Genomic DNA, 26,749 nt, shown 5'->3' with positions numbered 1-26,749 from the left:
GAAGGCGGCCGTACCGTCGGCGCTGGCGTCGTCGCAAAGATCATCGAGTAAATTCGGCGATCCGCGGCTCCCCACGGGGGCCGCGATTCCACGGTAAGCAGTCGTACCGTCCGAAACCGGGCGTCCAGTTCCGCTGGCGCCCGGTTTCGTTTTTGGCCGAGTGGCGGCGCGGTATCGACAAACGCGCACCACGGCTCGACAAAATCGTGTAGAATCGCGGGCTTAGCAGTGGAAGTACCGTCCCGGGACATCGTGCCTCGCACCCCGCAGGTGCGCTGTCTTGCGTTCTTTTAGTGTCCGGCGATGCAATATCGCCTCGCTCTTTTCAAGGAATCGTCATGCAGCAACAGAAAATCCGCATTCGCCTGAAGGCTTTCGACTATCGCCTGATCGATCAATCGGCTGCCGAGATCGTCGATACCGCGAAGCGGACTGGTGCAATCGTCCGTGGCCCGGTGCCGCTGCCGACGCGCATCCAGCGTTTTGACATCCTGCGTTCGCCGCACGTCAACAAGACGTCGCGCGACCAGCTCGAGATCCGTACCCACCAGCGTCTGATGGACATCGTCGACCCGACCGACAAGACGGTCGACGCGCTGATGAAGCTCGACCTGCCGGCTGGCGTCGACGTGGAAATCAAGCTGCAGTAAGGCTTTCGGCGCCTTCCGGGGTTCCGGAGGGTGCTAAGTCTTTGATTGCTTGCAGAAAACGGGAAGCCTTGCTACAATGCTAGGCTTTTCGCGCATTCGCGTAAAAAAGTCGGGTCTTGCGTACCCGGCATTTTGTAAATCAGCCCCGACCAATCGCAGTCGGGAATGGAGAAAACGATGAGCCTTGGACTCGTAGGTCGCAAGGTTGGCATGACCCGTATCTTCACGGCTGAAGGGGATTCGATTCCCGTCACCGTGGTGGACGTGTCGGACAACCGCGTGACGCAGATCAAGACTGTTGAAACCGACGGCTACACGGCCGTTCAGGTTGCATTCGGCTCCCGCCGCGCATCGCGCGTGACGAAGCCGCTGGCAGGTCATCTCGCCAAAGCCGGCGTTGAAGCCGGTGAAATCCTCAAGGAATTCCGCATCGATGCGGCCAAGGCAGCCGAGCTGTCGAATGGCGCCATCGTTGGCCCGGATCTGTTCGAAGTGGGCCAGAAGGTCGACGTGCAAGGCGTGTCGATCGGTAAGGGCTACGCCGGTACCATCAAGCGTTACAACTTCGGTTCGGGCCGTGCTTCCCACGGTAACTCGCGCTCGCACAACGTGCCGGGCTCGATCGGTATGGCGCAGGATCCGGGTCGCGTGTTCCCGGGTAAGCGCATGACGGGTCACATGGGTGACGTGACGGTGACGGTGCAAAACCTCGAAATCGCTCGTATCGACGCAGAGCGCAAGCTGCTGCTCGTCAAGGGCGCGATTCCGGGTGCGAAGGGCGGCAAGGTTTTCGTGACGCCGGCCGTGAAGACCAAGGGGGCGAAATAATGGAACTCAAGCTCCTGAACGAAAATGGTCAGGAAGGTGCAGTGGTCAACGCATCGGACGTCGTGTTCGGTCGTGACTACAACGAAGCGCTGATCCACCAGATCGTCGTCGCTTACCAGGCGAACGCTCGCCAGGGTAACCGCGCGCAGAAGGACCGCGAGCAGGTCAAGCACACGACCAAGAAGCCGTGGCGTCAGAAGGGTACGGGCCGCGCTCGTGCCGGTATGTCGTCGAGCCCGCTGTGGCGTGGCGGTGGTCGTATCTTCCCGAACTCGCCGGAAGAAAACTTCTCGCACAAGGTCAACAAGAAGATGCATCGCGCAGGTCTCTGCTCGATCTTCTCGCAGCTGGCCCGCGAAGGCCGTCTGTCGGTCGTCGAGGACATCGTTCTCGAAGCGCCGAAGACCAAGCTGCTGGCCGACAAGTTCAAGGCCATGGGTCTCGATTCCGTGTTGATCATCACCGGCACGGTCGACGAAAACCTGTACCTGGCTTCGCGCAACCTGCCGCACGTGGCAGTTGTCGAGCCGCGCTACGCTGACCCGCTGTCGCTGATCTACTTCAAGAAAGTGCTGGTCACGAAGGCTGCGGTCGCCCAGATCGAGGAGTTGCTGTCATGAGCGAGATTCGCAAGAACGATCATCGTTTGATGCAGGTCCTGCTCGCACCGGTGATTTCCGAAAAGGCGACGCTGGTTGCCGACAAGAACGAGCAAGTCGTGTTCGAAGTCGCACCGGATGCCACGAAGCAGGAAGTGAAGGCGGCTGTCGAGCTGCTGTTCAAGGTTGAAGTTGATTCCGTCAACGTGCTGGTTCAGAAGGGCAAGCAAAAGCGCTTCGGCCGTTCGATGGGCCGCCGCAAGGACGTGAAGAAGGCATACGTGTGCCTGAAGCCCGGCCAGGAAATCAACTTCGAAGCGGAGGCCAAGTAATCATGGCAATCGTGAAAGTTAAACCGACCTCGCCGGGCCGCCGCGCGATGGTCAAGGTGGTCAACAAGGACCTGCACAAGGGCAAGCCGCACGCGGCACTGCTCGACACGCAGAGCTCCAAGGCTGGCCGCAACAACAACGGTCGCATCACGACGCGTCACCAGGGCGGTGGTCACAAGCACCACTACCGCGTGATCGATTTCCGTCGCACGAAGGACGGTATTCCGGCGAAGGTCGAGCGTCTCGAGTACGACCCGAACCGCAGCGCGAACATCGCGCTGGTGCTGTACGCCGACGGCGAGCGCCGCTACATCATCGCGCCGAAGGGCGTGACGGTTGGCCAGCAGCTCATGTCGGGTTCGGAAGCGCCGATCCGTGCAGGCAACACGCTGCCGATCCGCAACATTCCGGTCGGTACGACGATCCACTGCATCGAGATGCTGCCGGGCAAGGGCGCGCAAATGGCGCGTTCGGCCGGTACGTCGGCCATGCTGCTCGCACGCGAAGGCGTGTACGCGCAGGTCCGTCTGCGTTCGGGCGAAATCCGCCGCGTGCACATCGAGTGCCGTGCGACGATCGGTGAAGTCGGCAACGAAGAGCACAGCCTGCGCCAAATCGGCAAGGCCGGTGCGAACCGCTGGCGCGGTATCCGCCCGACGGTGCGTGGCGTGGCAATGAACCCGATCGACCACCCGCACGGTGGTGGTGAAGGCCGTACCGCTGCGGGCCGCGACCCGGTGAGCCCGTGGGGCACGCCGACGAAGGGCTTCCGTACGCGTCGCAACAAGCGCACGACGACGATGATCGTCCAGCGCCGTCACAAGCGTTAAGGAGTAGGCAATGGCACGTTCTGTTAAAAAAGGTCCGTTCTGCGACGCCCATTTGCTGAAGAAAGTTGAGGCGGCTGCAGCTTCGCGCGACAAGAAGCCGATCAAGACCTGGTCGCGTCGCTCGACGATCCTCCCGGATTTCATCGGCCTGACGATCGCCGTTCACAACGGCCGTCAACACGTTCCGGTGTACATCTCGGAAAACATGGTCGGCCACAAGCTTGGCGAGTTCGCACTGACCCGTACGTTCAAGGGTCACGCGGCCGACAAGAAGGCCAAGAAATAAGGGGCTATCAAGATGGAAGTGAAAGCAATTCATCGCGGTGCCCGCATCTCGGCGCAAAAGACGCGCCTTGTGGCTGACCAGATCCGCGGTTTGCCGGTCGACAAGGCGCTGAACGTTCTGACGTTCTCGCCGAAGAAAGCGGCTGGCATCGTGAAGAAGGTCGTGCTGTCGGCGATCGCGAATGCGGAGCACAACGAAGGCGCCGATATCGACGAGCTGAAGATCAAGAGCATCTACGTCGACAAGGCTGCATCGCTCAAGCGTTTCACCGCGCGCGCCAAGGGCCGCGGTAACCGCATCGAGAAGCAATCCTGTCACATCACTGTGACGGTCGGGAATTAAGGAGCCATACGATGGGACAGAAAATTCATCCGACTGGCTTCCGCCTGGCTGTCAGCCGCAATTGGGCTTCGCGTTGGTACGCGAACAACAACAATTTCGCGGCGATGCTGCAGGAAGACATCGGTGTTCGTGAGTATCTGAAGAAGAAGCTGAAGAACGCTTCGGTCGGTCGCGTCGTCATCGAGCGTCCGGCAAAGAACGCGCGCATCACGATTTTCAGCTCGCGTCCGGGCGTCGTCATCGGCAAGAAGGGTGAGGATATCGAACTGCTGAAGACGGAACTGCAACGCCGCATGGGCGTTCCGGTTCACGTCAACATCGAAGAGATCCGCAAGCCGGAAACCGATGCGCAGCTGATCGCCGACTCCATCACGCAGCAGCTCGAGCGCCGGATCATGTTCCGTCGCGCGATGAAGCGTGCGATGCAGAACGCGATGCGTCTGGGTGCCCAGGGCATCAAGATCATGAGCGCAGGCCGTCTGAACGGTATCGAAATCGCGCGTACGGAGTGGTATCGCGAAGGTCGCGTGCCGCTGCATACGCTGCGTGCCGATATCGACTACGCGACTTCGGAAGCGAAGACGACCTACGGGATCATCGGCGTCAAGGTGTGGGTGTACAAGGGCGATACCCTTGGCCGCAACGACGCGCCGGTGGTGGAAGAAGTAGCCGAAGACAAGCGTCCGCGTCGCAATGCGCGTCCGGGCGACCGTCGTCCGCGCCGTGACGGCGAAGGCGGCGCTCCGGGTGCTCGTCGTGGCGCACCGCGCCGTGGCGCCGGCAAGCCGGAAGACGGCAAGACTGGAGAATAACGATGCTGCAACCGAAACGCAGGAAGTATCGCAAAGAGCAGAAGGGTCGTAACACCGGCAAGGCGACGCGCGGCAACGCGGTGTCGTTCGGTGAATTCGGCCTGAAGGCGATCGGTCGCGGCCGTTTGACCGCGCGTCAAATCGAAGCGGCGCGTCGTGCCATGACGCGTCACATCAAGCGTGGCGGCCGCATCTGGATTCGCATTTTCCCGGACAAGCCGATTTCGCAGAAGCCGGCCGAAGTACGTATGGGTAACGGTAAGGGTAACCCGGAGTACTACGTCGCCGAGATTCAGCCGGGCAAGATGCTGTACGAAATGGACGGCGTATCCGAAGAACTGGCGCGTGAGGCGTTCCGTCTGGCTGCAGCGAAGCTGCCGATCCAGACCACGTTTATCGTTCGCCAGCTCGGCGCCTAAGGAGAAAACATGAAGGCTTCCGAACTTCTCCAGAAAGACCAGGCCGCGCTCAACAAAGAGCTGGCGGACCTGCTGAAGGCGCAATTCGGCCTGCGCATGCAACTCGCGACCCAGCAGCTCACGAACACGAGCCAGCTGAAGAAGGTTCGTCGCGACATCGCACGTGTGCGGACCGTCATGACTCAGAAGGCGAACCAGAAATGAACGATAGCGTGAAAACCTCGCTGAAGCGGACGCTGATCGGTCGGGTCGTCAGCAACAAGATGGACAAGACCGTCACCGTGCTGGTCGAGCACCGCGTCAAGCACCCGATCTACGGCAAGTATGTCGTGCGTTCGAAGAAGTACCACGCGCACGATGAAGCGAACACCTACAACGAAGGCGATCTCGTCGAAATCCAGGAAACCCGTCCTGTTTCGAAGACGAAGGCCTGGGCGGTGGCGCGTCTCGTCGAGGCAGCCCGCGTTATCTAAGCGGGTCAGAGCAGTAGAGCAGTAACGGGCACTTCTCCACGAAGTGCTTGAAATCGCAAAGTTTTTGCTTGCGTGACCGGGATTATTTGTTATAATCCCGGTCTTCCCTCTTTATGGGAGCCCCGTCGCGGGCGAAGTTGGTGGGGGAAGCGGACAGGCGCCAGCCTGCTCCGAAAGATTCACCGAATTGCGATGGCGGGTTTCGTTTGCCGTCGCTGCTGTTCCAACCCAAGCAGCCGATCGGCTGACGGGACCAAGACTGACCGTATGCATCATGGTGGTGCATCCGGATTAAGTTGGGAAAGACAAACCATGATCCAGACCGAATCTCGGCTTGAAGTAGCCGACAACACGGGTGCGCGTGAAGTCATGTGCATCAAGGTGCTCGGCGGCTCGAAGCGTCGTTATGCCAGCATTGGCGACATCATCAAGGTGAGCGTCAAAGAGGCAACGCCGCGCGGGCGTGTGAAGAAAGGCGAAATCTACAACGCCGTGGTGGTCCGCACCGCCAAGGGCGTGCGCCGTCAAGACGGCTCGCTGATCAAGTTCGACGGCAACGCCGCTGTGCTTTTGAATAACAAGCTCGAGCCGATCGGCACCCGCATTTTCGGGCCGGTGACGCGTGAGCTGCGTAGCGAACGATTCATGAAGATCGTCTCGCTGGCGCCGGAAGTGCTGTAAGGAGTCGCGATGAACAAGATTCGCAAGGGTGACGAAGTCATCGTCATCGCAGGCAAGGACAAGGGCAAGCGCGGTGTCGTGCTGGCAGTCGCCGCCGACCGCGTGACGGTTGAAGGTATCAACCTCGTCAAGAAGCACGTGAAGCCGAACCCGATGAAGGGTACGACGGGTGGTGTGGAAGCGAAGACGATGCCCCTCCACATTTCGAACGTCGCGGTTGTCGACGCGAACGGCAAGGCGTCGCGTGTCGGCATCAAGGTCGAGGAAGGCAAGAAGGTTCGCTTCCTGAAGACGACCGGTGCCGTACTGAGCGCCTGACGCAGCGGAGTAAAAAATGGCTCGTTTGCAAGAGTTTTACAAAGAAAAGGTTGTGCCCGGCCTGATCGAGAAGTTCGGTTACAAGTCGGTCATGGAAGTGCCGCGCATCACCAAGATCACGCTGAACATGGGTCTTGGCGAAGCCGTCGCGGACAAGAAGATCATCGAGAACGCCGTTGGCGACCTCACGAAGATCGCCGGCCAGAAGCCGGTCGTCACGAAGGCTCGCAAGGCAATCGCAGGTTTCAAGATCCGCCAGGGTTACCCGATCGGCGCGATGGTGACGCTGCGTGGCCGCGCGATGTACGAATTCCTCGACCGTCTGGTGACGGTTGCGCTGCCGCGCGTGCGTGACTTCCGCGGCGTGTCGGGTCGTGCATTCGATGGCCGTGGCAACTACAACATCGGTGTGAAAGAGCAGATCATTTTCCCCGAAATCGATTACGACAAGATCGACGCGCTGCGTGGGCTGAACATCAGCATCACGACGACCGCGAAGACCGACGACGAAGCAAAGGCGCTGCTCGCCAGCTTCAAGTTCCCGTTCAGAAACTGAGGTTACCGTGGCTAAACTGGCACTGATCGAACGTGAAAAGAAGCGCGCCCGCCTGGTCGCGAAGTTCGCAGCAAAGCGCGAAGCGCTGAAGGCGATCATCGAAGACCAAAGCAAGTCGGAAGAAGAGCGCTACGAAGCACGCCTTGAGCTGCAGCAACTGCCCCGCAACGCAAACCCGACCCGCCAGCGCAACCGCTGCGCGATCACGGGCCGTCCGCGTGGCACGTTCCGCAAATTCGGCCTCGCGCGCAACAAGATTCGTGAAATCGCATTCCGTGGCGAGATTCCTGGCCTGACCAAGGCGAGCTGGTAATAGGAGAAACGTAAATGAGCATGAGTGATCCTATCGCCGATATGCTGACTCGCATCCGCAACGCGCAGATGGTCGAGAAGGTATCGGTCGCGATGCCCTCGTCGAAGGTCAAGGTTGCAATCGCACAAGTCCTGAAGGACGAAGGTTATATCGACGATTTCGCGGTGAAGACCGAAGGCGCGAAGGCTGAGCTGAACATCGCGCTGAAGTACTACGCGGGCCGTCCGGTGATCGAGCGCCTCGAGCGCGTGTCGAAGCCGGGTCTGCGCGTGTACCGCGGCCGTAACGAGATTCCGCAGGTCATGAATGGCCTCGGTGTGGCTATCGTGTCGACGCCGAAGGGCGTGATGACCGACCGCAAGGCGCGCGCAACGGGCGTCGGCGGCGAAGTCATCTGCTACGTCGCTTAAAGCCGAGGAGAGAGAAACATGTCTCGAGTAGGTAAGAGCCCGATCGCGCTGCAAGGCGCGGAAGTCAAGCTGGCCGACGGCGTCATCACCGTCAAGGGCCCGCTGGGCACGATCACGCAAGCGGTGAACCCGCTCGTGAAGGTGGCGAACAACGACGGCACGCTGAACCTGGCGCCGGCCGACGAAAGCCGCGAAGCAAATGCACTGTCGGGCACGATGCGCGCGATCATCGCGAATGCCGTGCACGGCGTGACCAAGGGTTTCGAGCGCAAGCTGACGCTGGTTGGCGTCGGCTACCGTGCGCAAGCGCAAGGCGACAAGCTGAACCTGTCGCTGGGTTTCTCGCACCCGGTGGTGCACCAGATGCCGGAAGGCGTCAAGGCTGAAACCCCGACGCAAACCGAAATCGTGATCAAGGGGATCGACAAGCAGAAAGTCGGCCAAGTGGCTGCGGAAGTCCGCGGCTACCGTCCGCCTGAGCCCTACAAGGGCAAGGGCGTGCGCTATGCCGACGAGGTTGTGATCCTCAAAGAAACGAAGAAGAAGTAAGGGTGCGCAATCATGGATAAGACTCAATCTCGCCTGCGCCGCGCTCGCCAGACGCGTATCAAGATCGCTGAGCTGCAGGTCGCGCGTCTCGCCGTGCATCGCACGAACACGCACATCTACGCTCAGGTGTTCTCGCCGTGCGGCACCAAGGTGCTCGCTAGCGCGTCGACGCTGGAAGCTGAAGTGCGCGCCGAGCTCGCAGACAAGTCGGGCAAGGGTGGCAACGTCGCCGCCGCGACGCTGATCGGCAAGCGTATTGCCGAGAAGGCCAAGGCCGCCGGCATCGAATCCGTCGCCTTCGACCGCTCGGGCTTCCGCTACCACGGCCGCGTGAAGGCGCTGGCTGAGGCAGCTCGTGAAGCTGGGCTCAAGTTCTAAGGAAGGAATTCGTCATGGCAAAGATGCAAGCGAAAGTTCAGGCTGACGAGCGCGACGACGGCCTTCGCGAAAAGATGATTTCGGTCAACCGCGTGACCAAGGTCGTGAAGGGTGGCCGTATTCTCGGCTTCGCCGCACTGACCGTGGTCGGCGACGGTGATGGCCGCGTCGGTATGGGCAAGGGCAAGGCGAAGGAAGTGCCGGTCGCTGTCCAGAAGGCGATGGAGCAGGCTCGCCGCAACATGTTCAAGGTGCCGCTGAAGAACGGCACGCTGCAGCACGAAGTGCACGGCAAGCACGGCGCATCGACGGTTCTCCTCGCTCCGGCGAAGGACGGTACCGGCGTGATCGCCGGCGGCCCGATGCGCGCCGTGTTCGACGTGATGGGCGTTCAGAACGTCGTGGCCAAGAGCCACGGTTCGACGAACCCGTACAACCTCGTGCGTGCGACGCTGGACGGCCTGCGCAAGCAGTCGACCCCGGCAGACATCGCGGCGAAGCGCGGCAAGTCCGTCGAAGAAATTTTGGGCTAAGCCCGGGTGGTCACCATGTCTGAAAAAACTGTCAAGGTTCAGCTCGTCAAGAGCCTGATCGGGACCCGCGAATCGCACCGCGCGACCGTGCGTGGCCTGGGCCTGCGCCGACTCAACTCGGTCAGCGAGCTTCAGGACACGCCGGCGGTCCGCGGCATGATCAACAAGGTCTCGTACCTCGTTAAGGTCATCGCGTAAGCGGCCCTACGGATCAAGGAGTTGATATGGAATTGAATAACCTGAAGCCGGCCGCTGGCGCCAAGCACGCCAAGCGTCGCGTCGGCCGCGGCATCGGTTCGGGCCTCGGCAAGACGGCTGGCCGTGGTCACAAGGGTCAGAAATCGCGTTCGGGCGGCTTCCACAAGGTCGGCTTCGAAGGCGGTCAGATGCCGCTGCAACGTCGTCTGCCGAAGCGCGGCTTCACGTCGCTGACGAAGGAATTCGTCGGTGAAGTGCGCCTGGGCGACCTCGAGAAGCTGCCGGTCGATGAAATCGATCTGCTCGCACTGAAGCAAGCCGGCCTGGTCGGCGAGCTGACGAAGAGCGCGAAGATCATCGCCACGGGCGAACTGAAGCGCAAGATCGTCGTGAAGGGTCTCGGCGCCACGAAGAGTGCGCGCGCTGCGATCGAAGCGGCTGGCGGTTCGTTCGCCGAGTGACACGCGTAGCGCGTCGTCACTTGCATTCATCGGAGAAGGTACTTGGCTAACAGCCCGAGTCTTGCAAAACCCGGTCGAAGCACGGCGAAATTCGGCGATCTGCGCCGGCGAGCGATGTTCCTGCTCCTGGCGCTGATCGTCTATCGCATCGGCGCGCACATCCCCGTGCCGGGCATCGATCCGGATCAACTGGCGAAGCTGTTCCAGAGTCAGGCGGGCGGCATCCTGGGCATGTTCAACATGTTCTCGGGCGGCGCGCTGTCGCGTTTCACGATCTTCGCGCTGGGTATCATGCCGTACATCTCGGCGTCGATCATCATGCAGCTGTTGGCGATCGTGTCGCCGCAGCTCGAGGCGCTGAAGAAGGAAGGGCAGGCAGGGCAACGGAAGATCACGCAGTACACGCGGTATTTCACCGTGGTGCTCGCGACCTTCCAGGCGTTCGGTATCGCGGCTGCGCTGGAAAACCAGCCGGGCCTCGTGATCGATCCCGGCATGCTGTTCCGGCTGACGACGGTCGTGACGCTGGTCACCGGTACGATGTTCCTGATGTGGCTCGGCGAGCAGATCACCGAGCGCGGTCTGGGCAACGGTATCTCGATCATCATCTTCGGCGGGATTGCAGCAGGGTTCCCGAATGCCGTGGGCGGTCTGTTCGAGCTGGTGCGCACGGGTTCGATGAGCATCATTTCGGCGATCATCATCGTCGTTCTGATTGCCGCGGTGACTTACCTGGTCGTGTTCATCGAACGCGGTCAGCGCAAGATCCTCGTGAACTACGCGAAGCGTCAGGTCGGCAACAAGATCTACGGCGGGCAGTCGTCGCACCTGCCGCTGAAGCTGAACATGTCGGGCGTGATTCCGCCGATCTTCGCGTCGTCGATCATCCTGTTCCCGGCCACGATTCTCGGCTGGTTCAGCACGGGTCAACCGTCGGGGAGCTGGATCTCCAACACGTTGCATAACGTGGCGGAGGCGCTGAAGCCGGGCCAGCCGGTCTATGTGCTGCTGTACACGCTGGCGATCGTGTTTTTCTGCTTCTTCTACACCGCACTGGTGTTCAACAGCAGGGAAACCGCGGACAACCTGAAGAAGAGCGGCGCGTTCGTGCCGGGCATCCGTCCGGGCGACCAGACCGCGCGATATATCGACCGCATCCTCACGCGTCTGACGCTGGCCGGTGCGATCTACATCGTCTTCGTGTGTCTGCTGCCGGAATTTCTGGTGCTGCGCTGGAACGTGCCGTTTTATTTTGGTGGAACGTCGCTGCTGATCATTGTCGTCGTCACGATGGACTTCATGGCGCAGGTGCAGTCGTACGTTATGTCGCAACAGTATGAGTCGCTGCTCAAGAAGGCCAACTTCAAGGGCGGCAACATCCCAATGCGTTAAAAGGACTATGGCCAAAGACGATGTAATCCAGATGCAGGGTGAGGTGATCGAAAACCTCCCGAATGCGACCTTCCGCGTGAAGCTGGAAAACGGCCATGTCGTGTTGGGGCATATCTCCGGAAAGATGCGGATGCACTACATCCGCATCCTGCCGGGCGACAAGGTGACGGTTGAATTGACGCCTTACGATCTGTCTCGTGCGCGGATCGTGTTCCGGGCGAAGTGATTTGAAAAAAAGGGTATTATCATGAAAGTGATGGCATCGGTTAAGCGCATTTGCCGCAATTGCAAGATCATCAAGCGCAAAGGCGTCGTTCGCGTGATCTGCAGCTCGGATCCGCGCCACAAGCAGCGCCAAGGCTGACCGCGCGTTTGTTTGCGCTTTTTGTTTGAGGAAAAACAATGGCTCGTATCGCAGGGGTTAACATCCCGAATCACCAGCATACCGAGATCGGCCTGACGGCAATCTTCGGTATCGGCCGCACCCGTTCGCGCAGCATCTGCGTGGCAGCTGGCGTCGATTTTTCGAAGAAGGTCAAGGATCTGACCGACGCAGACTTGGAAAAGCTGCGTGAAGAAGTGGGCAAGTTTGTCGTCGAAGGCGATCTGCGCCGTGAAGTGACGATGAACATCAAGCGCCTGATGGATCTCGGTTGCTACCGTGGCGTTCGTCATCGCAAGGGCCTGCCGATGCGCGGTCAGCGTACGCGTACGAACGCACGTACCCGCAAGGGTCCGCGTCGTGCAGCGCAAGCGCTGAAGAAGTAAGCGGAACTGACAGTTACAGGAAAACGTAATGGCTAAGGCTTCGAACACCGCGGCGCAACGCGTTCGCAAGAAGGTTAAGAAGAACGTCGCTGAAGGCGTGGTTCACGTTCACGCGTCGTTCAACAACACGATCATCACGATCACCGATCGCCAAGGCAACGCACTGGCATGGGCGACGTCGGGCGGTCAGGGCTTCAAGGGCTCGCGCAAATCGACGCCGTTCGCTGCTCAGGTCGCAGCCGAGTCGGCTGGCCGCGTCGCGATGGAATACGGCGTGAAGAATCTGGAAGTGCGGATCAAGGGTCCGGGCCCGGGTCGCGAGTCGGCAGTGCGCGCACTGCACGGCCTCGGCATCAAGATCACCGCGATTTCGGACGTCACCCCGATTCCGCACAACGGTTGCCGTCCGCCGAAGCGTCGTCGTATCTAAGGATGTGCTGGCACGTTCGTGCTGGCGCATTGCCTGTCGCCGCGTCGCGTCGACGGGCGTTGCTTTTTTGATTGACTAAGCCCACCGTTCGCCCCAAAGGGAGCGGACTAGCGCGGATTCCGATCCGCGTGACCGATTGATAAAAGGAATGCAAAGTGGCACGTTATATCGGCCCTAAAGCCAAGCTGTCCCGCCGTGAAGGCACCGACCTGTTCCTGAAGAGCGCGCGTCGCTCGCTCGCCGACAAGTGCAAGCTCGACAGCAAGCCGGGTCAGCACGGCCGTACCTCGGGCGCACGTACGTCCGACTACGGCACGCAGCTGCGTGAAAAGCAAAAGGTCAAGCGTATCTACGGCGTGCTGGAACGTCAGTTCCGCCGCTACTTCGCCGAAGCCGACCGCCGCAAGGGCAACACGGGTGAAAACCTGCTGCAACTGCTCGAATCGCGCCTCGACAACGTCGTGTATCGCATGGGCTTCGGCTCGACCCGCGCTGAAGCGCGTCAGCTCGTCAGCCACAAGTCGATCACGGTGAACGGCATCGTCGCGAACGTGCCGTCGCAGCAAGTGAAGGCAGGCGACGTCATCGCGATCCGCGAAAAGGCGAAGAAGCAGGCACGTATCATCGAAGCGCTGTCGCTGGCCGAGCAAGGCGGCATGCCGAGCTGGGTTGCAGTCGATGCGAAGAAGTTCGAAGGTACGTTCAAGCAAGTGCCGGAACGCGCCGACATCGGCGGCGACATCAACGAAAGCCTGATCGTCGAATTGTATTCGCGTTAATCCGATTGACGGCCGAGGTACCCCGATTGCGTGCAGCAAGGGGTGACCTCGGCTGTTTATTTTCAGGGTGTTACCGGTCAGCCTTATCGGTGTAACGAGCCGAGGGTATTGAAAAGGAAAACCTATGCAAACCAGTTTGTTGAAACCCAAGATCATCGCCGTGGAATCGCTGGGCGAGAACCATGCGAAGGTGGTCATGGAGCCGTTCGAGCGCGGCTACGGCCACACCTTGGGCAATGCGCTCCGTCGCGTGCTGCTGTCGTCGATGGTCGGTTATGCGCCGACGGAAGTCACGATCGCGGGCGTGGTGCACGAGTATTCGACGCTCGATGGTGTGCAAGAGGACGTCGTCAACCTGCTGCTGAACCTGAAGGGCGTGGTGTTCAAGCTGCACAACCGCGACGAAGTGACGGTGACCCTGCGCAAGGAAGGTGAGGGCGTCGTCACCGCCGGCGATATCGAGCTGGCGCACGATTGCGAAGTCATCAACCCGGATCACGTGATCGCGCATCTGTCGAAGGGCGGCAAGCTCGACGTGCAGATCAAGGTCGAGAAGGGTCGCGGCTACGTGCCGGGCAACGTTCGTCGCTATGGCGAAGACACGGCCAAGATCATCGGCCGCATCGTGCTCGACGCATCGTTCTCGCCGGTTCGCCGCGTGAGCTACGCAGTCGAAAGCGCGCGTGTCGAGCAGCGTACCGACCTCGACAAGCTCGTGATGAACATCGAAACGACCGGCGTGATCACGCCGGAAGAGGCGATCCGTCAATCGGCGCGCATCCTCGTCGACCAGCTGTCCGTGTTCGCGGCGCTGGAAGGCACGGAAACCGCTGCCGAGGCACCGTCGCGCGCACCGCAGATCGATCCGATCCTGCTGCGTCCGGTGGACGATCTCGAGCTGACGGTCCGTTCCGCGAACTGCCTGAAGGCCGAGAACATCTACTACATCGGCGATCTGATCCAGCGCACGGAAAACGAGCTGCTGAAGACGCCGAACCTCGGTCGCAAGTCGCTGAACGAGATCAAGGAAGTGCTCGCCTCGCGCGGCCTGACGCTGGGCATGAAACTCGAGAACTGGCCGCCGGCTGGTCTCGACAAGTAAGCGCGGTAGTTGCTGAAGCTGGCAAAGATGCGGATTTTCCTTTAAAATCCGCATCTTGCTTTTTTTCGTTACCGGCCCGTGCGCCCGTTCGGGGTGCGATAGAAGAGCTGGATCAAAACTTTGAATCAAGGAAACTGAAATGCGCCATCGTCATGGTCTGCGGAAACTGAACCGCACGAGCAGCCACCGTCTGGCTATGCTCCGCAACATGTCCAACTCGCTGATCGAGCACGAAGTCATCAAGACGACGCTGCCGAAGGCGAAGGAACTCCGTAAAGTCGTCGAGCCGCTGATCACGCTCGGCAAGAAGCCGTCGCTCGCGAACCGTCGCCTGGCGTTCAACCGCCTGCGCGATCGCGATTCGGTCGCGAAGCTGTTCGACGTGCTCGGTCCGCGTTTCGCGAATCGTCCGGGCGGCTACCTGCGTATCCTGAAGTTCGGCTTCCGCGTCGGCGACAACGCACCGATGGCACTGGTCGAACTGCTGGATCGTCCGGAAGTCGACGAAACGGAAAACGTGCAAGAAGCGGAATAAGCTTCAGTACGAAGCAGTAACCGAAAGGGCTGAGCGATTGCTTGGCCCTTTTTGTTTTTCGGGCGCCCGCTGCGATCGATTGTCGCAGTGCGCCGCCGGCAGCCGCGCTCGCGCTGCGCTACGATACGGGGCGACAAGCGTGGGCCGCGGCGTGCGGCGAGTTGCCGTCGCCGGACGGGCGCCGGGCCCGCGAGCGAATCAGGAGGGCGCGAATGGTGGTAGTACTGATGCTGACGACGGTGCCGGATGCCGCGACGGCCGCGACGCTGGCCGACGGTGCGCTCGGTGCGCGGCTCGCCGCGTGCGTGTCGGAACTCGGCGCGATCAAGTCGCGCTATCACTGGCAGGGCAAGGTCGAAACCGCCGACGAGATCCAGCTGCTGTTCAAGACGAGCGCCGTTCGCGCGCTCGAACTGGAGCGATTTATCGTCGCGCATCATCCGTACGACACGCCCGAAATCCTGTCGTGGCAGGCGACCGCATCGGACGCCTACGGTCAGTGGGTGGCCGGCGAAACTCAACGTCTCTTTCATGTTTAACGGTATGGCGCTTCCCGTGCGCGCGCGTGCGCTGCAATTCTTTGCATTCCTGTTGTCGGTGCTGTGCATGCTGGGCGGCATGTCGATCGCACGCGCGGCCGACGATTTCCTCGATCCGGCGGTCGCGTTCAAGTTCAGCGCGAGCGAAGCGCCGGGGCAGGTCGACGTGCACTTCAAGGTCGCGGACGGCTACTACCTGTACCGCGAGCGATTCGCGTTCGCGGTGAAAAGCGGCCAGGCGACGCTCGGCGAGCCGCAACTGCCCGCTGGCCATGTGAAGTTCGACCAGACCTTCGGCAAGAACGTCGAGACGTATCGCGGCGACGTCGTGATCCACGTGCCGGTGAAGCAGGCGGCCGGGCCGTTCGAGCTCGCCGTCACGTCGCAGGGCTGCGCGGACGAAGGCATCTGCTATCCGCCCGCCGAACATGTCGTGAAGATCGACGGCGCCGCGCTCGGCACTGCGTCGAATGCGGCGCGCAATGCGACCGGCAATATGGCCGCGCAGGGCAGCTGGTTCGACAAGGTCACGAGCGCCGATTTCGCGCAGTCGCTGCTTGAAGGGCAGGGCTTCTTCACGATCGTTGCGTTGTACTTCGTCGCGGGCGTCGTGCTGAGCCTGCTGCCGTGTTCGTATCCGATGATCCCGATCGTGTCGGCGATCATCATCGGCCAGGGCACGCGCGCCACGCACGCACGCGGCTTCGCGCTGTCACTCACATACGTGGTCGGCATGGCGCTCGTCTATACGGTGCTCGGGATCGCCGCGGCGCTGATCGGTCAGAGCCTCGGCGCATGGCTGCAGAACCCGTGGGTGCTCGGCGCATTCGCCGTGCTGCTGACGGCATTTGCGGTATCGCTGATCTCCGGCAAGGACATCGCGTTGCCGCAGCGCTGGCAGAACGGTGCGGCCGAAGCGTCCGGCGCGCGTCAGGGCGGCCACTTCGCGGCGGTCGCGGCGATGGGCGCGCTGTCGGCGCTCGTCGTCGGCGCCTGCATGACGGCGCCGCTGTTCGCGGTCCTCGCATTCATCGCGCATACGGGCAACGCATGGCTCGGCGGCGCCGCGCTGTTCGCAATGGGGATGGGGCTCGGCGTGCCGCTGCTCGTCGTCGGCGTCGGCGCCGGTACGCTGCTGCCGCGCGCAGGCGCGTGGATGGATGGCGTGAAGGTGTTCTTCGGGATCGTGTTGCTCGCGGCCGCGTTGTGGATCGTATGGCCGGTGCTCGGCGGCGGATTGAAGATGATGCTGGCCGCGCTGTGGCTGCTCGTCGCCGCAGCGGCGCTCGGGCTGTTCACGCCGAATGCGGGTGCCGCCTCGATCTGGCGCCGGCTCGCGCGCGGCCTCGGCGCGGCGCTCGCGATCTGGGCCGCGACGCTGCTCGTCGGCCTCGCCGCCGGTTCGACCGATCCGGTGAAGCCGCTCGCGGTGCTCGCGTCGCGCGCGGCGGCGCCCGGCGGCGATGCAGCGGCGGCCGCCGCGCACGAGGGGCCGGCATTCGCGGCAGTGCGCTCGAGTGGCGAGCTCGATGCGCAGCTGAAGACGTCCGCGCAGCCGGTGATGCTCGACTTCTACGCCGACTGGTGCGTGAGCTGCAAGGAGATGGAGCACTTGACGTTTACCGACGCGCGCGTGCAGGCGCGGCTCGCGCAGCTCCATCTCGTGCGCGCGGACGTGACCGCCAACAATGCGGACGATCAGGCGCTGCTCAAGCGCTTCGGCCTGTTCGGGCCGCCGGGCATCATCTTCTTCGATCGCAACGGCAAGGAAGTCGCGCGCGTGGTCGGCTATCAGGCCGCGGAGACGTTCCTGCGCAGCCTCGATCGCGCGGCCGTGCCGACCGTATAACGCACGAACCGCACGCGAGGCGACGTCGCCGCGCAATCGAGCGCGCACAAAAAACGGCGGAACACCGAAGTGTTCCGCCGTTTCGTTTTGCAGCCGCGCAGGCGCGCGGATCAGCGTTGCGCTTTCAGCAGACGCGCGGCGTCGAGCGCGAAGTACGTGAGCACGCCGTCGGCGCCCGCGCGCTTGAACGCGAGCAGCGATTCGAGCACGACCTTGTCGTGGTCGAGCCAGCCGTTCATCGCGGCGGCCTTCAGCATCGCGTATTCGCCGCTCACCTGATACACGTAGGTCGGGAAGCGGAATTCGTCCTTCACGCGGCGCACGATGTCGAGATACGGCATGCCGGGCTTGACCATCACCATGTCCGCGCCTTCGTCGATGTCGAGGCGCACTTCTCGCAGCGCTTCGTCGCTGTTCGCGGGATCCATCTGGTAGGTCATCTTGTTACCCTTGCCGAGATTGGACGCCGAGCCGACCGCGTCGCGGAACGGGCCGTAGAACGCGGACGCGAACTTGGCCGAGTACGCCATGATGCGCGTATGGATATGCCCGTCGCTTTCGAGCATCTCGCGGATCGCGCCGATACGCCCATCCATCATGTCCGACGGCGCGACGATGTCGACGCCGGCTTCGGCCTGCGCGCGCGCCTGCTCGATCAGGATCTCGATCGTGTCGTCGTTGATCACGTAGCCGTTCTCGTCGAGCACGCCGTCCTGGCCGTGGCTCGTGTACGGATCGAGCGCGACGTCGGTCAGCACGCCGAGTTCGGGGAAGCGCTTCTTCAGTTCCCGCACCGCGCGCGGAATCAAGCCTTCGGGATTGCCCGCCTCGCGGCCGTCCGGCGTCTTCAGCGCCGGCTCGATCGCGGGGAACAGCGACAGCACCGGCACGCCGAGTTCGACGCATTGCTCGGCCACCTGCATCAGCAGATCGACCGATACGCGCTCGACGCCGGGCATCGACGGCACGGGCTGCCGCTCGTTCGTGCCTTCGACGACGAACACGGGGTAGATCAGATCGTCGGTGGTCAGGCGGTTTTCGCGCATCAGGCGCCGGGAGAAATCGTCGCGGCGCATCCGGCGCGGACGATGAAGCGGATGGAAACTCATGACGAATTGGCAGAAATCAGGGCAATAAGACCTTACGGAACCCTTAGGTCATTTTCGGGGGCGTTGGTATATGATAGCGATCGGGCGACGCGCGATGCGCGGCGCTCCCCGCTTCTCCTCCCTGAGCGGGTGCCTGTCGTTTTTCGATTAGGCTGTTTGACCCGCCGTTCGACGGCGGGTTTTTTTATGAGCCGTCCGAATCGCAGGCGCTCTCAGGTGCGCGCGGCCGATCCCGCCGCGCGTTGCCGTTCATTGTGCTACAGGCTCGTTTTTTTCGTCGGCGACGGACGGCCGCACCCAGCTCTCGATCAACGCATGCGCTTCGTCGAGGCCCGTGCGCTTGAGCGCCGAAAACAGCTGGACCGTCAGCTTGCCCTGGACACCCTGATCGCGATAGGCATCCAGCCCCTTTTGCGTGGTGCGCAGTGCGTTGATGCTTTCTTGCCGCGTCAATTTGTCGCACTTCGTCAGCAAGGTATGGATCGGCTTGCCGGTCGGCGCGAACCATTCGATCATCCGGCGATCGAGTTCGGTCAGCGGGCGGCGCGAGTCCATCATCAGGATCAGCCCGCAGAGCTGCGAGCGCGTCGCGAGATAGGTGGACAGCAGCATCTCCCAGTGCGCCTTCGCGGCACCGGGCACTTCCGCGTAGCCGTAGCCGGGCAGATCGACGAGATTCGCGACCGGTTCCGCGGCCGGCCCGACCGAGAAGTAGTTGATGTGCTGCGTGCGGCCGGGCGTTTTCGACGCGAATGCCAGCCGTTTCTGGTTGCACAGCACGTTGATCGCCGTCGACTTGCCGGCGTTCGAGCGGCCCGCGAATGCGATTTCCGGCTGCACCGTGGGCGGCAGATCGCGCAGGTGATTGACGGTCGTATAGAAGCGGGCTTGATGGAGCAGAAAGGCCATGGGAACCGGACGGACGGGCGGCGCGAGCCGCTTGGTGGAGGCGGGGTAGCCCCGATAGGCGCGGGGCTTTCAGCGCGATATTGTACAATACGGCGGATTTACCGAAGGCCCCGGGGCGCCTGCGTCGCACTTTTATGCGGCTTCTGCGGTAGACTGAACGCCGTCGTTTTTTGCAGAACCTCAAATTCCCACAAGACGAAACAGGGTGTGCGAATGAATCGACTGTGCAAGTCTCTGATGGTGCTTCAGGTTGCAGCAGGGTTCGTAGGTTTCGTAGCGGAGGCAAGCGCGGCAGATGCGGCCAAGCCGGATCTGGAGCGCGGCAAGGCGATCGCCGGGCAGGTATGCGCGTCGTGCCACGGCGCCGACGGCAACAGCGCCTCGGGCAATTTCCCGAAGCTCGCCGGTCAGCATCCCGAATATCTGGTCAAGCAGTTGAACGACTTCAAGGCGCAGCCGGGCGCGAAGGGGCCGGCGCGCAACAACGCGGTGATGGTCGGATTCGCGAGCGCGCTGAGTCCGGACGACATGCGCAACGTCGCCGCGTATTACGGATCGCAAGCGGCCAAGCCCGGCACCGCGCGCAACGCGGCCACCGTGGCGCTCGGCCAGAAGATCTATCGCGGCGGCATCGCGGACAAGGGCGTGCCCGCCTGCGCGAGTTGCCACGGGCCGACCGGGCAGGGCATTCCGGTTCAGTATCCGCGTCTGTCGGGACAATGGGCCGACTACACGGTGGCCCAGTTGACCGCGTTCCAGCAGGGTGCCGGCGCGCGGAACAACAACGAGGCGATGCATCAGATCGCATCGCGTCTGTCGGACAGCGAGATCAAGGCCGTCGCGGATTACATCGCCGGCCTGCATTGAGCGGTTCGATGCGAACGGAGTGACCGGGCGTCCGAAAGGCGGCCGGAGTCAGAACAAGAAAAGGGTGGGGCGCCGCGTCGTTGCGGCCGCCTTGCCCTTTTTTGTTGTCAGTCGGAGTTTGAATGAGCGTTACCACGTCGGGGTTGCAGTCGAAGTCGGGTCATGGTGCGTCGAAGCGCGCGGTCGAGCTGCTCAGCTCGATGCGCTTCGCGATCGCGCTGCTGGTCGTGCTGTCGATCGCGAGCATCATCGGCACCGTCCTCACCCAGGACGATCCTTATCCGAACTACGTGAACCAGTTCGGCCCGTTCTGGGCCGACATCTTCCGCGCGCTCGGCCTGTACAACGTGTACAGCGCGTGGTGGTTCATGCTGATCCTGATCTTCCTCGTCGTGTCGATCTCGCTGTGCGTGATCCGTAACGCGCCGAAGATGCTCGCCGACGCGAAGAGCTGGAAGGACAAGGTCCGCGAAGGCAGCCTGCGCGCGTTCCATCACAAGGCCGAGTATTCGGCGAGCGGCACGCGTGCGGCCGCGACGGCGACGCTCGCCGCGTTCGTTGCGAAGGCCGGCTACAAGCACGTCGTGCGCGAAACCGACGGCGCGACGCTGATCTCCGCGAAGCGCGGCGCGATGACGAAGTGGGGCTACATTTCCGCGCACCTCGCGATCGTCGTGATCTGTATCGGCGGGCTGCTCGACAGCAATCTGCCCATCAAATTCCAGATGTGGATGTTCGGCAAGAGCCCCGTCAACACGAGCGCGACGATCAGCGAGATTTCGGCCGATCACCGGCTGTCCGCGTCGAACCCGACGTTCCGCGGCTACGCGTGGGTGCCGGAGGGCCAGTTCGTTTCCACCGCGATCCTGAACCAGCCGAGCGGCTCGCTGATCCAGGATCTGCCGTTCTCGATCCAGCTGAACAAGTTCATCGTCGACTACTACTCGACCGGCATGCCGAAACTGTTCGCGAGCGACATCGTCGTGATCGATCGCGAGACGGGCCGCAAGATTCCGGCGCGCGTCGAGGTCAACAAGCCGTTCACGTACAAGGGCGTGTCGATCTATCAGTCGTCCTTCCAGGACGGCGGCTCGCAGATGCAGATGACTGCCTACCCGATGACGGGCGGCAGCGCGAAGCCGTTCGCGGTGCAGGGCACGATCGGCAGCTCGACGCCGCTGCAGATGCCCGGCGTCGACGGCGACACGATCGAGTTCGCCGATTTCCGCGCGATCAACGTCGAGAACATGGCGGACGCGAACGGCAAGCCGGACGTGCGCGGCGTCGCGAAGACCGCATCGCTGAAGGAGGCGTTCGACGAGCGGCTCGGCTCGGGCGCGAAGACGTCGAAGCCGATGCAGCTGCACAACATCGGGCCGTCGGTGCAGTACAAGATCCGCGGCAAGGACGGTCAGGCGCGCGAATTCAACAACTACATGCTGCCCGTCGACATGAACGGCGAGCGCGTGTTCCTCGCGGGCGTGCGCGCGAGCCCGAACGATCCGTTCCGCTACATGCGGATTCCGGCCGACGGTCAGGATTCTATCGGCGAATGGATGCGTCTGCGCGCGGCGCTCGAGGATCCGGCCGTGCGCGCGGAAGCAGCGGCGCGCTTTGCGCAGCGTTCGCTGCCGGGCACGGACGCGTCGCTGCGCGCGCGCCTGCAGGACAGCGCGCAGAAGGTGCTGACCCTTTTCGCGGCGAGCGACGACAGCGTCGGCCGCGGCGCGGACGGCCAGCCGATCGGCGGCTTCCAGGCCGTCGCGACGTTCATCGACCGTTCGGTGCCGAAAGCCGAGCAGGAGAAGGCCGCGAACCTGATGCTGCGCATGCTCGAAGGCTCGATGTGGGAGGTCTGGCAGATCGCGCGAGAGCGCGCCGGCGAGCCGGCCGCGCAGCAGGGCAACGACACGCTCCGCTTCGTGCAGAACGCGCTGAACGCGCTGTCCGACAGCTTTTTGTATGGCGCGCCCGTCTATCTGCAGCTCGACTCCTTCAAGCAGGTGCAAGCTTCGGTATTTCAGCTGACGCGCGCACCCGGCAAGAATCTGGTGTATCTTGGCAGCCTGCTGTTGGTCGCCGGCATCTTCGCGATGTTCTATGTGCGCGAGCGGCGTCTGTGGTTCTGGCTGAAGGACGCCGGCTCCGGCGTCGACGTGGTGATGGCGATGTCCACGGCCCGCAAGACCTTCGATTTCGAGAAAGAATTCGTGCAGACGCGCGATGCGGCGGGCGCCGCGTTGCACGCCGCACCGCGCGATGCCGCGCCGGCCGCTGCCGCTTCAGCCGCGCGTCCGCCCGTCGGCGGCGATTCCGATTCCGAGAATTCCACCCGGTAACATCATGGATCTCACTCAAGTCTCCTCTTCCCGTCCGGCGTCGGCCAAGGCGCCGGCTCCGGCCGCGTCGTTCGACGAGCGTCCGTTCCTCGCGCGCCTGTCGCCGCTCGACTGGCTGTTCGCCCTGGCGCTTGTCGTGGGCGCGGGCTATGCGCTCGTGCACTACAAGGCGCACATGGATTACTACGACAAGGCCGTGCTAATCGGCACCGTGCCGGCGCTCGTCGCGCTCGGCTGGCGGTGGAAGCCGGCCCGGCTGATGATGGCGTCGATCGCGGTGCTGTCGCTGCTGTCGATCCAGATCTATCAGGGCGATCTCGCGCGCGCCGATTCCGCGTTCTTCCTCAAGTACTTCCTGTCGAGCCAGTCGGCGATCCTGTGGATGAGCGCGCTGTTCGTGCTCGCGACGCTGTTCTACTGGATCGGCCTACTCGCGCGTTCGGCAACGGGATCGGCGATCGGCCAGAAGCTTACGTGGGTCGCGGTGCTGATGGGCTTCACGGGCCTGATGGTGCGCTGGTACGAGTCCTACCTGATCGGCGCCGACGTCGGGCATATCCCCGTGTCGAACCTGTACGAAGTGTTCGTGCTGTTCAGCCTGATCACCGCGCTGCTCTATCTCTATTACGAAGGGCACTACGGCACGCGTGCGCTCGGCGCGTTCGTGCTGCTGGTCATCAGCGCGGCGGTCGGCTTCCTGATGTGGTACTCGGTCGCGCGCGATGCGCAGCAGATCCAGCCGCTGGTGCCGGCGCTGCAGAGCTGGTGGATGAAGATCCACGTGCCGGCAAACTTCATCGGCTATGGCAGCTTCGCGCTGTCGGCGATGGTGTCGGTCGCCTATCTGATGAAGGAGCGCGGCGTGCTCGCCGACCGCCTGCCCACGCTCGAGGTGCTCGACGACGTGATGTACAAGTCGATCGCGGTCGGCTTCGCGTTCTTCACGATCGCGACGATCCTCGGCGCGCTGTGGGCGGCCGAAGCCTGGGGCGGCTACTGGAGCTGGGATCCGAAGGAAACGTGGGCGCTGATCGTGTGGCTGAACTACGCGGCGTGGCTGCACATGCGGTTGATGAAGGGGCTGCGCGGCGCGGTGGCCGCGTGGTGGGCGCTCACGGGCCTGCTCGTGACGACGTTCGCGTTCCTCGGCGTCAACATGTTCCTGTCCGGGCTGCATAGCTACGGCAAGCTGTAAGGGTTTCGACGCTCGTCAGACAAAAGACCGCCGGCGCACCGTGTGCCCGGCGGTTCTCTTTTGTAATGCGCGCGCGCAGCGCGTGCCGAACGGCGCCCGGCGGCGCCGGTCGAATGCGGATGAGGCGTGCGCCGGCGCGCGCAAAGGAGCAGCACGATGTGGATCAAACGTTCTTTCCGTCACCTGCTGACGGGCGACGATATCGCGCGCAGCGAGATCACGCCGCGCGCGCTGTTCGAGCATCGCCGGCGCGTGCTGCAGGCCGCCGGCGCCGCGGCCGCGGGCGGGCTGCTCGGCGGCAGCGGCGCGGCGTTCGCCGCGTACGCGTCGCCCGACGCGCGTGCGACGAAGCTTGCCGCGAAGACGAACGCAAAGTTCGTCGCGGCCGACAAGGTCACGCCGTTCAAGGACATCACCTCCTACAACAACTTCTACGAATTCGGCACCGACAAGGGCGATCCCGCGCAGAACGCCGGCACGCTGCGGCCGCGTCCGTGGCGCGTGAGCGTCGAGGGCGAGGTGCTGCATCCGAAGGTGTTCGACATCGACGAACTGCTGAAGCTCGCGCCGCTCGAGGAGCGCGTGTATCGGCTGCGCTGCGTCGAAGGATGGTCGATGGTGATTCCGTGGATCGGCGTGCCGCTGTCGGAGCTGATCAAGCGCGTGCAGCCGACCGGCAACGCGAAATACGTGCAGTTCGTCACGCTTGCCGATCCGTCGCAGATGCCGGGGTTGTCGACGCCGATGCTCGACTGGCCGTACTCGGAAGGGCTGCGGATGGACGAGGCGATGCATCCGCTGACGTTGCTGACGATGGGCGTCTACGGCCAGGTGCTGCCGAACCAGAACGGCGCGCCGGTGCGCGTCGTCGTGCCGTGGAAGTACGGCTTCAAGAGCGCGAAATCGCTCGTGAAGATCCGCTTCGTCGACAAGCAGCCGAAGACGAGCTGGAACACGTACGCGCCGAACGAATACGGGTTCTATTCGAACGTGAATCCGAACGTCGACCATCCGCGCTGGAGTCAGGCGACCGAGCGTCGTATCGGCGAAGACGGCTTTTTCACGCCGAAACGCAAGACGCTGATGTTCAACGGCTACGGCGATCTCGTCGCGTCGATGTATCAGGGCATGGACCTGAAGAAGAACTTTTGAGTGCACGGGTGCGACAGGACATGACGCCGACACCGCTTTCGTCTTCGCATGCCGCGCGCTCGCGCGTGGCGTCCGGCGCCGCGCGTACGGCCGTGCCGCGCTGGCTCGCTGCGGCCAAGGTGCTGGTTTTTGCGGCAGGCCTCTATCCGCTTGCGCGGCTCGTGCTGTTCGGGATGACCGATCGGCTCGGCGCCAATCCGATCGAATTCGTCACGCGCTCGACGGGCCTGTGGACGCTCGTGATGCTCTGCGCGACGCTCGCGATCACGCCGCTGCGGCGCGTGACGGGCGTGACCGCGCTGCTGCGCTTTCGCCGGATGATCGGCCTGTTCGCGTTCTTCTACGCGACGCTGCACTTCACGACCTACTTCTGGTTCGACAAGTGGTTCGACGTGGCCGCGATTCTGAAGGACGTCGGCAAGCGGCCGTTCATCACGGTCGGCTTCGCCGCGTTCGTGCTGCTGATCCCGCTTGCGGCGACGTCGCCGCGCGCGATGGTGCGCCGGCTCGGCCGGCACTGGGCGACGCTGCACCGCGCGATCTACGCGATCGCTGCGTTCGCGGTGCTGCACTTCTGGTGGATGCGGGCCGGCAAGCACGATCTCGCGCAGCCGAAACTCTATGCGGCGATCGTCGCGGCGCTGCTCGGCTGGCGGCTCATCGCGTGGGCCGTGCGGCGCTTGCATGCGGCGCGCGATGCGCAGAGAAACGAAAGGCGATGACGGAACGTCATCGCCTTCTGTAGCGAGCGAGCCGCGCGCGTGGCGGCGCGCAGACGCTTTTATTGCACGGACGTGCCCGAAGCGGCGGCCGGCGCTTTCGCGGTGCCGTCGGACAGCTCCGGCGACAGCGTCAGCGGTGTGCCGGACGAGTCGGGCGTGTCGGACGCGTTTTCGTCGGTCGGTGCGACGTCCGACGGCGGCGTGTCTTGCTGCTGGATCGGCTTCTGCGGCAGCGGCGGCACGGTAGGCAGATAGAGCGGGCCGCGTTGGCCGCAGCCGGCAAGAATCGCCAAAGCCGCTACAATCGCGCTCATCCGGAAAACGACTCGCATGATCGTCCCTGAACAATTGAACCGATAGAGTTTAGCATGTCCGATACCGAATACCTGACCCGTGCCGAGGCCGTGCTGGCGGCCGTCGAGCGTACCGTCGACGCCGCGAACGATGGCGATCACGACATCGATCTGGAACGCAACGGCAGCGTTCTGACGCTCACCTTCGAGAACGGCTCGAAGATCATCGTGAATCTGCAGCCGCCGATGAAGGAAGTGTGGATCGCCGCGAAGGCGGGCGGTTTCCACTATCGCTACGTCGACGGCGCATGGCGCGATACGCGCACCGGCACCGAGTTCTTCGCCGCGCTGAGCGAGTACGCGACGCAGCAGGCCGGGCTGCCGATCACGTTCACCGCGTGACGCGGTACGCGCCGGCGCCGCCGGTGCGTGCGTGCATCGCCGGATAAGAAAAAAGCGCCCCGCGGGTGAACTGACCCCGCAAAGTTGGACGGTTAAACACTAGGCGCCCAAGGGCTGAGTTCTGTATTGCACGGGACTCAGCCCTTTCAATTTGAGCTTGATGCGTTCGTGGTTGTAGTAGTGGATGTAGTGGTCCAGCGTGTCGCGCAATTGCTCTACACAAGTGAAACAATGCCCGTTGTAGCACTCAGACTTGAGCGTGCCGAAGAAGCTTTCCATCGCGGCGTTGTCCAGGCAATTGCCCTTGCGCGACATGCTCTGGGTCAGCTTGCGCTTCTTCAGTTCCCAGCGATACGCCGGCATCCGGTATTGCCAGCCTTGATCCGAATGCAATAACGG

41 protein-coding genes are annotated in these 26,749 nt (G+C 62.8%); 37 read left to right on the top strand and 4 right to left on the bottom strand.

Translation table 11 applies throughout. The annotated features are described in order from the left end of the window. Nucleotides 1-338 precede the first annotated feature (338 nt). The 31 genes from rpsJ to dsbD all read left to right on the top strand — a co-directional run bounded on the left by rpsJ (nt 339) and on the right by dsbD (nt 17,362). The gene (gene rpsJ, locus ACSHSS_RS25750; protein WP_004199280.1) at nt 339-650 is read left to right on the top strand and encodes a 30S ribosomal protein S10; all 312 of its coding nucleotides are present in this window, start codon (nt 339-341) and stop codon (nt 648-650) included. A 177-nt stretch (nt 651-827) separates the two neighbouring features. Next, nucleotides 828-1,478 (top strand): 50S ribosomal protein L3, encoded by a 651-nt coding sequence (gene rplC / locus ACSHSS_RS25745; RefSeq protein ID WP_012212557.1) that lies wholly within the window; start codon nt 828-830, stop codon nt 1,476-1,478. Continuing rightward, nucleotides 1,478-2,098, top strand: coding sequence for a 50S ribosomal protein L4 (gene rplD / locus ACSHSS_RS25740; RefSeq protein WP_445545711.1), 621 nt, complete (start codon nt 1,478-1,480; stop codon nt 2,096-2,098). Before rplC ends, rplD begins: the two co-directional genes overlap by 1 nt. Then, entirely contained in the window at nt 2,095-2,409 is a 315-nt protein-coding gene (rplW, locus tag ACSHSS_RS25735; RefSeq protein WP_004199275.1) for a 50S ribosomal protein L23, read from the top strand. The genes rplD and rplW overlap by 4 nt, the downstream gene beginning before the upstream one ends. A gap of 2 nt (nt 2,410-2,411) precedes the next feature. Beyond that, a complete protein-coding gene (gene rplB, locus ACSHSS_RS25730) occupies nt 2,412-3,239 on the top strand; it encodes a 50S ribosomal protein L2 (protein ID WP_006400657.1) in 828 nt (275 codons plus the stop codon). Between the two features lie 10 nt (nt 3,240-3,249). Continuing rightward, nucleotides 3,250-3,525, top strand: a complete 276-nt coding sequence (gene rpsS, locus ACSHSS_RS25725; protein ID WP_004199273.1) for a 30S ribosomal protein S19 — start codon at nt 3,250-3,252, stop codon at nt 3,523-3,525. Between the two features lie 12 nt (nt 3,526-3,537). Continuing rightward, nucleotides 3,538-3,867: a 50S ribosomal protein L22 gene (gene rplV, locus ACSHSS_RS25720; RefSeq protein WP_004199272.1), complete on the top strand. Its 330-nt coding sequence runs from the start codon at nt 3,538-3,540 to the stop codon at nt 3,865-3,867. 11 nt (nt 3,868-3,878) lie between these two features. Then, nucleotides 3,879-4,679 carry a 30S ribosomal protein S3 gene (rpsC, locus tag ACSHSS_RS25715; protein WP_006400654.1) on the top strand — a complete coding sequence of 267 codons (801 nt, stop codon included), beginning with the start codon at nt 3,879-3,881 and terminating at the stop codon, nt 4,677-4,679. A gap of 2 nt (nt 4,680-4,681) precedes the next feature. Continuing rightward, a complete protein-coding gene (rplP, locus tag ACSHSS_RS25710; protein ID WP_006400653.1) occupies nt 4,682-5,098 on the top strand; it encodes a 50S ribosomal protein L16 in 417 nt (138 codons plus the stop codon). A 9-nt stretch (nt 5,099-5,107) separates the two neighbouring features. Beyond that, nucleotides 5,108-5,302, top strand: a complete 195-nt coding sequence (gene rpmC / locus ACSHSS_RS25705; protein WP_006400652.1) for a 50S ribosomal protein L29 — start codon at nt 5,108-5,110, stop codon at nt 5,300-5,302. After that, complete coding sequence (gene rpsQ / locus ACSHSS_RS25700; protein ID WP_006400651.1) at nt 5,299-5,571, top strand: 30S ribosomal protein S17; 273 nt, start codon at nt 5,299-5,301, stop codon at nt 5,569-5,571. Before rpmC ends, rpsQ begins: the two co-directional genes overlap by 4 nt. A gap of 312 nt (nt 5,572-5,883) precedes the next feature. Beyond that, nucleotides 5,884-6,252 carry a 50S ribosomal protein L14 gene (rplN, locus tag ACSHSS_RS25695; protein ID WP_004197951.1) on the top strand — a complete coding sequence of 123 codons (369 nt, stop codon included), beginning with the start codon at nt 5,884-5,886 and terminating at the stop codon, nt 6,250-6,252. A 9-nt stretch (nt 6,253-6,261) separates the two neighbouring features. Then, nucleotides 6,262-6,570 carry a 50S ribosomal protein L24 gene (rplX, locus tag ACSHSS_RS25690; RefSeq protein WP_006400650.1) on the top strand — a complete coding sequence of 103 codons (309 nt, stop codon included), beginning with the start codon at nt 6,262-6,264 and terminating at the stop codon, nt 6,568-6,570. A gap of 16 nt (nt 6,571-6,586) precedes the next feature. Further along, nucleotides 6,587-7,126, top strand: a complete 540-nt coding sequence (rplE, locus tag ACSHSS_RS25685; RefSeq protein ID WP_006400649.1) for a 50S ribosomal protein L5 — start codon at nt 6,587-6,589, stop codon at nt 7,124-7,126. 7 nt (nt 7,127-7,133) lie between these two features. Next, nucleotides 7,134-7,439: a 30S ribosomal protein S14 gene (gene rpsN / locus ACSHSS_RS25680; RefSeq protein ID WP_006400648.1), complete on the top strand. Its 306-nt coding sequence runs from the start codon at nt 7,134-7,136 to the stop codon at nt 7,437-7,439. Between the two features lie 14 nt (nt 7,440-7,453). Beyond that, complete coding sequence (gene rpsH, locus ACSHSS_RS25675) at nt 7,454-7,849, top strand: 30S ribosomal protein S8 (RefSeq protein ID WP_006400647.1); 396 nt, start codon at nt 7,454-7,456, stop codon at nt 7,847-7,849. Between the two features lie 18 nt (nt 7,850-7,867). Beyond that, nucleotides 7,868-8,398, top strand: coding sequence for a 50S ribosomal protein L6 (gene rplF, locus ACSHSS_RS25670; RefSeq protein WP_006400646.1), 531 nt, complete (start codon nt 7,868-7,870; stop codon nt 8,396-8,398). Between the two features lie 12 nt (nt 8,399-8,410). Further along, a complete protein-coding gene (gene rplR, locus ACSHSS_RS25665) occupies nt 8,411-8,776 on the top strand; it encodes a 50S ribosomal protein L18 (RefSeq protein WP_006400645.1) in 366 nt (121 codons plus the stop codon). Between the two features lie 14 nt (nt 8,777-8,790). After that, nucleotides 8,791-9,309 (top strand): 30S ribosomal protein S5, encoded by a 519-nt coding sequence (rpsE, locus tag ACSHSS_RS25660; protein ID WP_004197945.1) that lies wholly within the window; start codon nt 8,791-8,793, stop codon nt 9,307-9,309. 15 nt (nt 9,310-9,324) lie between these two features. Beyond that, on the top strand, nt 9,325-9,507 hold the full coding sequence (rpmD, locus tag ACSHSS_RS25655; RefSeq protein ID WP_006400644.1) for a 50S ribosomal protein L30: 183 nt from the start codon (nt 9,325-9,327) through the stop codon (nt 9,505-9,507). A 26-nt stretch (nt 9,508-9,533) separates the two neighbouring features. Continuing rightward, nucleotides 9,534-9,968, top strand: coding sequence for a 50S ribosomal protein L15 (rplO, locus tag ACSHSS_RS25650; RefSeq protein ID WP_006400643.1), 435 nt, complete (start codon nt 9,534-9,536; stop codon nt 9,966-9,968). A 42-nt stretch (nt 9,969-10,010) separates the two neighbouring features. Continuing rightward, complete coding sequence (gene secY / locus ACSHSS_RS25645) at nt 10,011-11,360, top strand: preprotein translocase subunit SecY (protein WP_006400642.1); 1,350 nt, start codon at nt 10,011-10,013, stop codon at nt 11,358-11,360. A gap of 7 nt (nt 11,361-11,367) precedes the next feature. After that, nucleotides 11,368-11,586, top strand: coding sequence for a translation initiation factor IF-1 (gene infA, locus ACSHSS_RS25640; RefSeq protein ID WP_004521905.1), 219 nt, complete (start codon nt 11,368-11,370; stop codon nt 11,584-11,586). 21 nt (nt 11,587-11,607) lie between these two features. Further along, the gene (gene rpmJ, locus ACSHSS_RS25635) at nt 11,608-11,724 is read left to right on the top strand and encodes a 50S ribosomal protein L36 (protein ID WP_004199844.1); all 117 of its coding nucleotides are present in this window, start codon (nt 11,608-11,610) and stop codon (nt 11,722-11,724) included. A 38-nt stretch (nt 11,725-11,762) separates the two neighbouring features. Continuing rightward, nucleotides 11,763-12,128: a 30S ribosomal protein S13 gene (rpsM, locus tag ACSHSS_RS25630; protein ID WP_006400641.1), complete on the top strand. Its 366-nt coding sequence runs from the start codon at nt 11,763-11,765 to the stop codon at nt 12,126-12,128. A 28-nt stretch (nt 12,129-12,156) separates the two neighbouring features. Further along, nucleotides 12,157-12,558: a 30S ribosomal protein S11 gene (rpsK, locus tag ACSHSS_RS25625; protein ID WP_004197937.1), complete on the top strand. Its 402-nt coding sequence runs from the start codon at nt 12,157-12,159 to the stop codon at nt 12,556-12,558. A gap of 155 nt (nt 12,559-12,713) precedes the next feature. Next, nucleotides 12,714-13,337 carry a 30S ribosomal protein S4 gene (rpsD, locus tag ACSHSS_RS25620; RefSeq protein WP_006400640.1) on the top strand — a complete coding sequence of 208 codons (624 nt, stop codon included), beginning with the start codon at nt 12,714-12,716 and terminating at the stop codon, nt 13,335-13,337. A gap of 124 nt (nt 13,338-13,461) precedes the next feature. Then, a complete protein-coding gene (locus ACSHSS_RS25615; protein WP_006400639.1) occupies nt 13,462-14,439 on the top strand; it encodes a DNA-directed RNA polymerase subunit alpha in 978 nt (325 codons plus the stop codon). A gap of 139 nt (nt 14,440-14,578) precedes the next feature. Continuing rightward, a complete protein-coding gene (rplQ, locus tag ACSHSS_RS25610) occupies nt 14,579-14,974 on the top strand; it encodes a 50S ribosomal protein L17 (RefSeq protein WP_006400638.1) in 396 nt (131 codons plus the stop codon). Between the two features lie 212 nt (nt 14,975-15,186). Next, on the top strand, nt 15,187-15,513 hold the full coding sequence (cutA, locus tag ACSHSS_RS25605) for a divalent-cation tolerance protein CutA (protein ID WP_006400637.1): 327 nt from the start codon (nt 15,187-15,189) through the stop codon (nt 15,511-15,513). Continuing rightward, nucleotides 15,506-17,362, top strand: coding sequence for a protein-disulfide reductase DsbD (gene dsbD / locus ACSHSS_RS25600; protein WP_261513848.1), 1,857 nt, complete (start codon nt 15,506-15,508; stop codon nt 17,360-17,362). Before cutA ends, dsbD begins: the two co-directional genes overlap by 8 nt. A 110-nt stretch (nt 17,363-17,472) precedes the next feature. On the opposite strand, the gene hemB is transcribed toward dsbD, so the two are convergent. Continuing rightward, nucleotides 17,473-18,471: a porphobilinogen synthase gene (hemB, locus tag ACSHSS_RS25595; protein WP_006400635.1), complete on the bottom strand. Its 999-nt coding sequence runs from the start codon at nt 18,469-18,471 to the stop codon at nt 17,473-17,475. A 249-nt stretch (nt 18,472-18,720) separates the two neighbouring features. Then, entirely contained in the window at nt 18,721-19,380 is a 660-nt protein-coding gene (yihA, locus tag ACSHSS_RS25590; RefSeq protein ID WP_006400634.1) for a ribosome biogenesis GTP-binding protein YihA/YsxC, read from the bottom strand. 213 nt (nt 19,381-19,593) lie between these two features. Here yihA and ACSHSS_RS25585 point away from each other — a divergent pair, with 213 nt between their 5' ends. From ACSHSS_RS25585 to msrQ, 5 genes are all read left to right on the top strand, one after another. After that, nucleotides 19,594-20,247: a c-type cytochrome gene (locus tag ACSHSS_RS25585; protein WP_012212561.1), complete on the top strand. Its 654-nt coding sequence runs from the start codon at nt 19,594-19,596 to the stop codon at nt 20,245-20,247. A 122-nt stretch (nt 20,248-20,369) separates the two neighbouring features. After that, on the top strand, nt 20,370-22,586 hold the full coding sequence (locus ACSHSS_RS25580) for a cytochrome c biogenesis protein ResB (RefSeq protein ID WP_006400631.1): 2,217 nt from the start codon (nt 20,370-20,372) through the stop codon (nt 22,584-22,586). Between the two features lie 4 nt (nt 22,587-22,590). Then, the gene (ccsB, locus tag ACSHSS_RS25575; protein ID WP_261513844.1) at nt 22,591-23,781 is read left to right on the top strand and encodes a c-type cytochrome biogenesis protein CcsB; all 1,191 of its coding nucleotides are present in this window, start codon (nt 22,591-22,593) and stop codon (nt 23,779-23,781) included. A gap of 156 nt (nt 23,782-23,937) precedes the next feature. Next, the gene (msrP, locus tag ACSHSS_RS25570) at nt 23,938-24,933 is read left to right on the top strand and encodes a protein-methionine-sulfoxide reductase catalytic subunit MsrP (protein ID WP_217262306.1); all 996 of its coding nucleotides are present in this window, start codon (nt 23,938-23,940) and stop codon (nt 24,931-24,933) included. Between the two features lie 20 nt (nt 24,934-24,953). Beyond that, a complete protein-coding gene (msrQ, locus tag ACSHSS_RS25565; protein ID WP_069219910.1) occupies nt 24,954-25,655 on the top strand; it encodes a protein-methionine-sulfoxide reductase heme-binding subunit MsrQ in 702 nt (233 codons plus the stop codon). Nucleotides 25,656-25,714: 59 nt separating this feature from the next. Here msrQ and lptM read toward each other — a convergent pair whose 3' ends face one another. Beyond that, nucleotides 25,715-25,987: an LPS translocon maturation chaperone LptM gene (lptM, locus tag ACSHSS_RS25560; protein WP_012212565.1), complete on the bottom strand. Its 273-nt coding sequence runs from the start codon at nt 25,985-25,987 to the stop codon at nt 25,715-25,717. A gap of 36 nt (nt 25,988-26,023) precedes the next feature. Between lptM and cyaY the strand changes: the two genes are divergently transcribed. Further along, a complete protein-coding gene (gene cyaY, locus ACSHSS_RS25555) occupies nt 26,024-26,350 on the top strand; it encodes an iron donor protein CyaY (protein ID WP_006400626.1) in 327 nt (108 codons plus the stop codon). Nucleotides 26,351-26,449: 99 nt separating this feature from the next. On the opposite strand, the gene ACSHSS_RS25550 is transcribed toward cyaY, so the two are convergent. Beyond that, a partial coding sequence (locus tag ACSHSS_RS25550; RefSeq protein WP_445545710.1) for an IS3 family transposase occupies nt 26,450-26,749 on the bottom strand: 300 nt, incomplete at its 5' end.

Source organism: Burkholderia sp. BC1 (assembly GCF_052683555.1).
The sequence above is the reverse complement of the archived record's forward strand: the minus strand, read 5'-3'. Positions and strand labels throughout refer to the sequence as shown.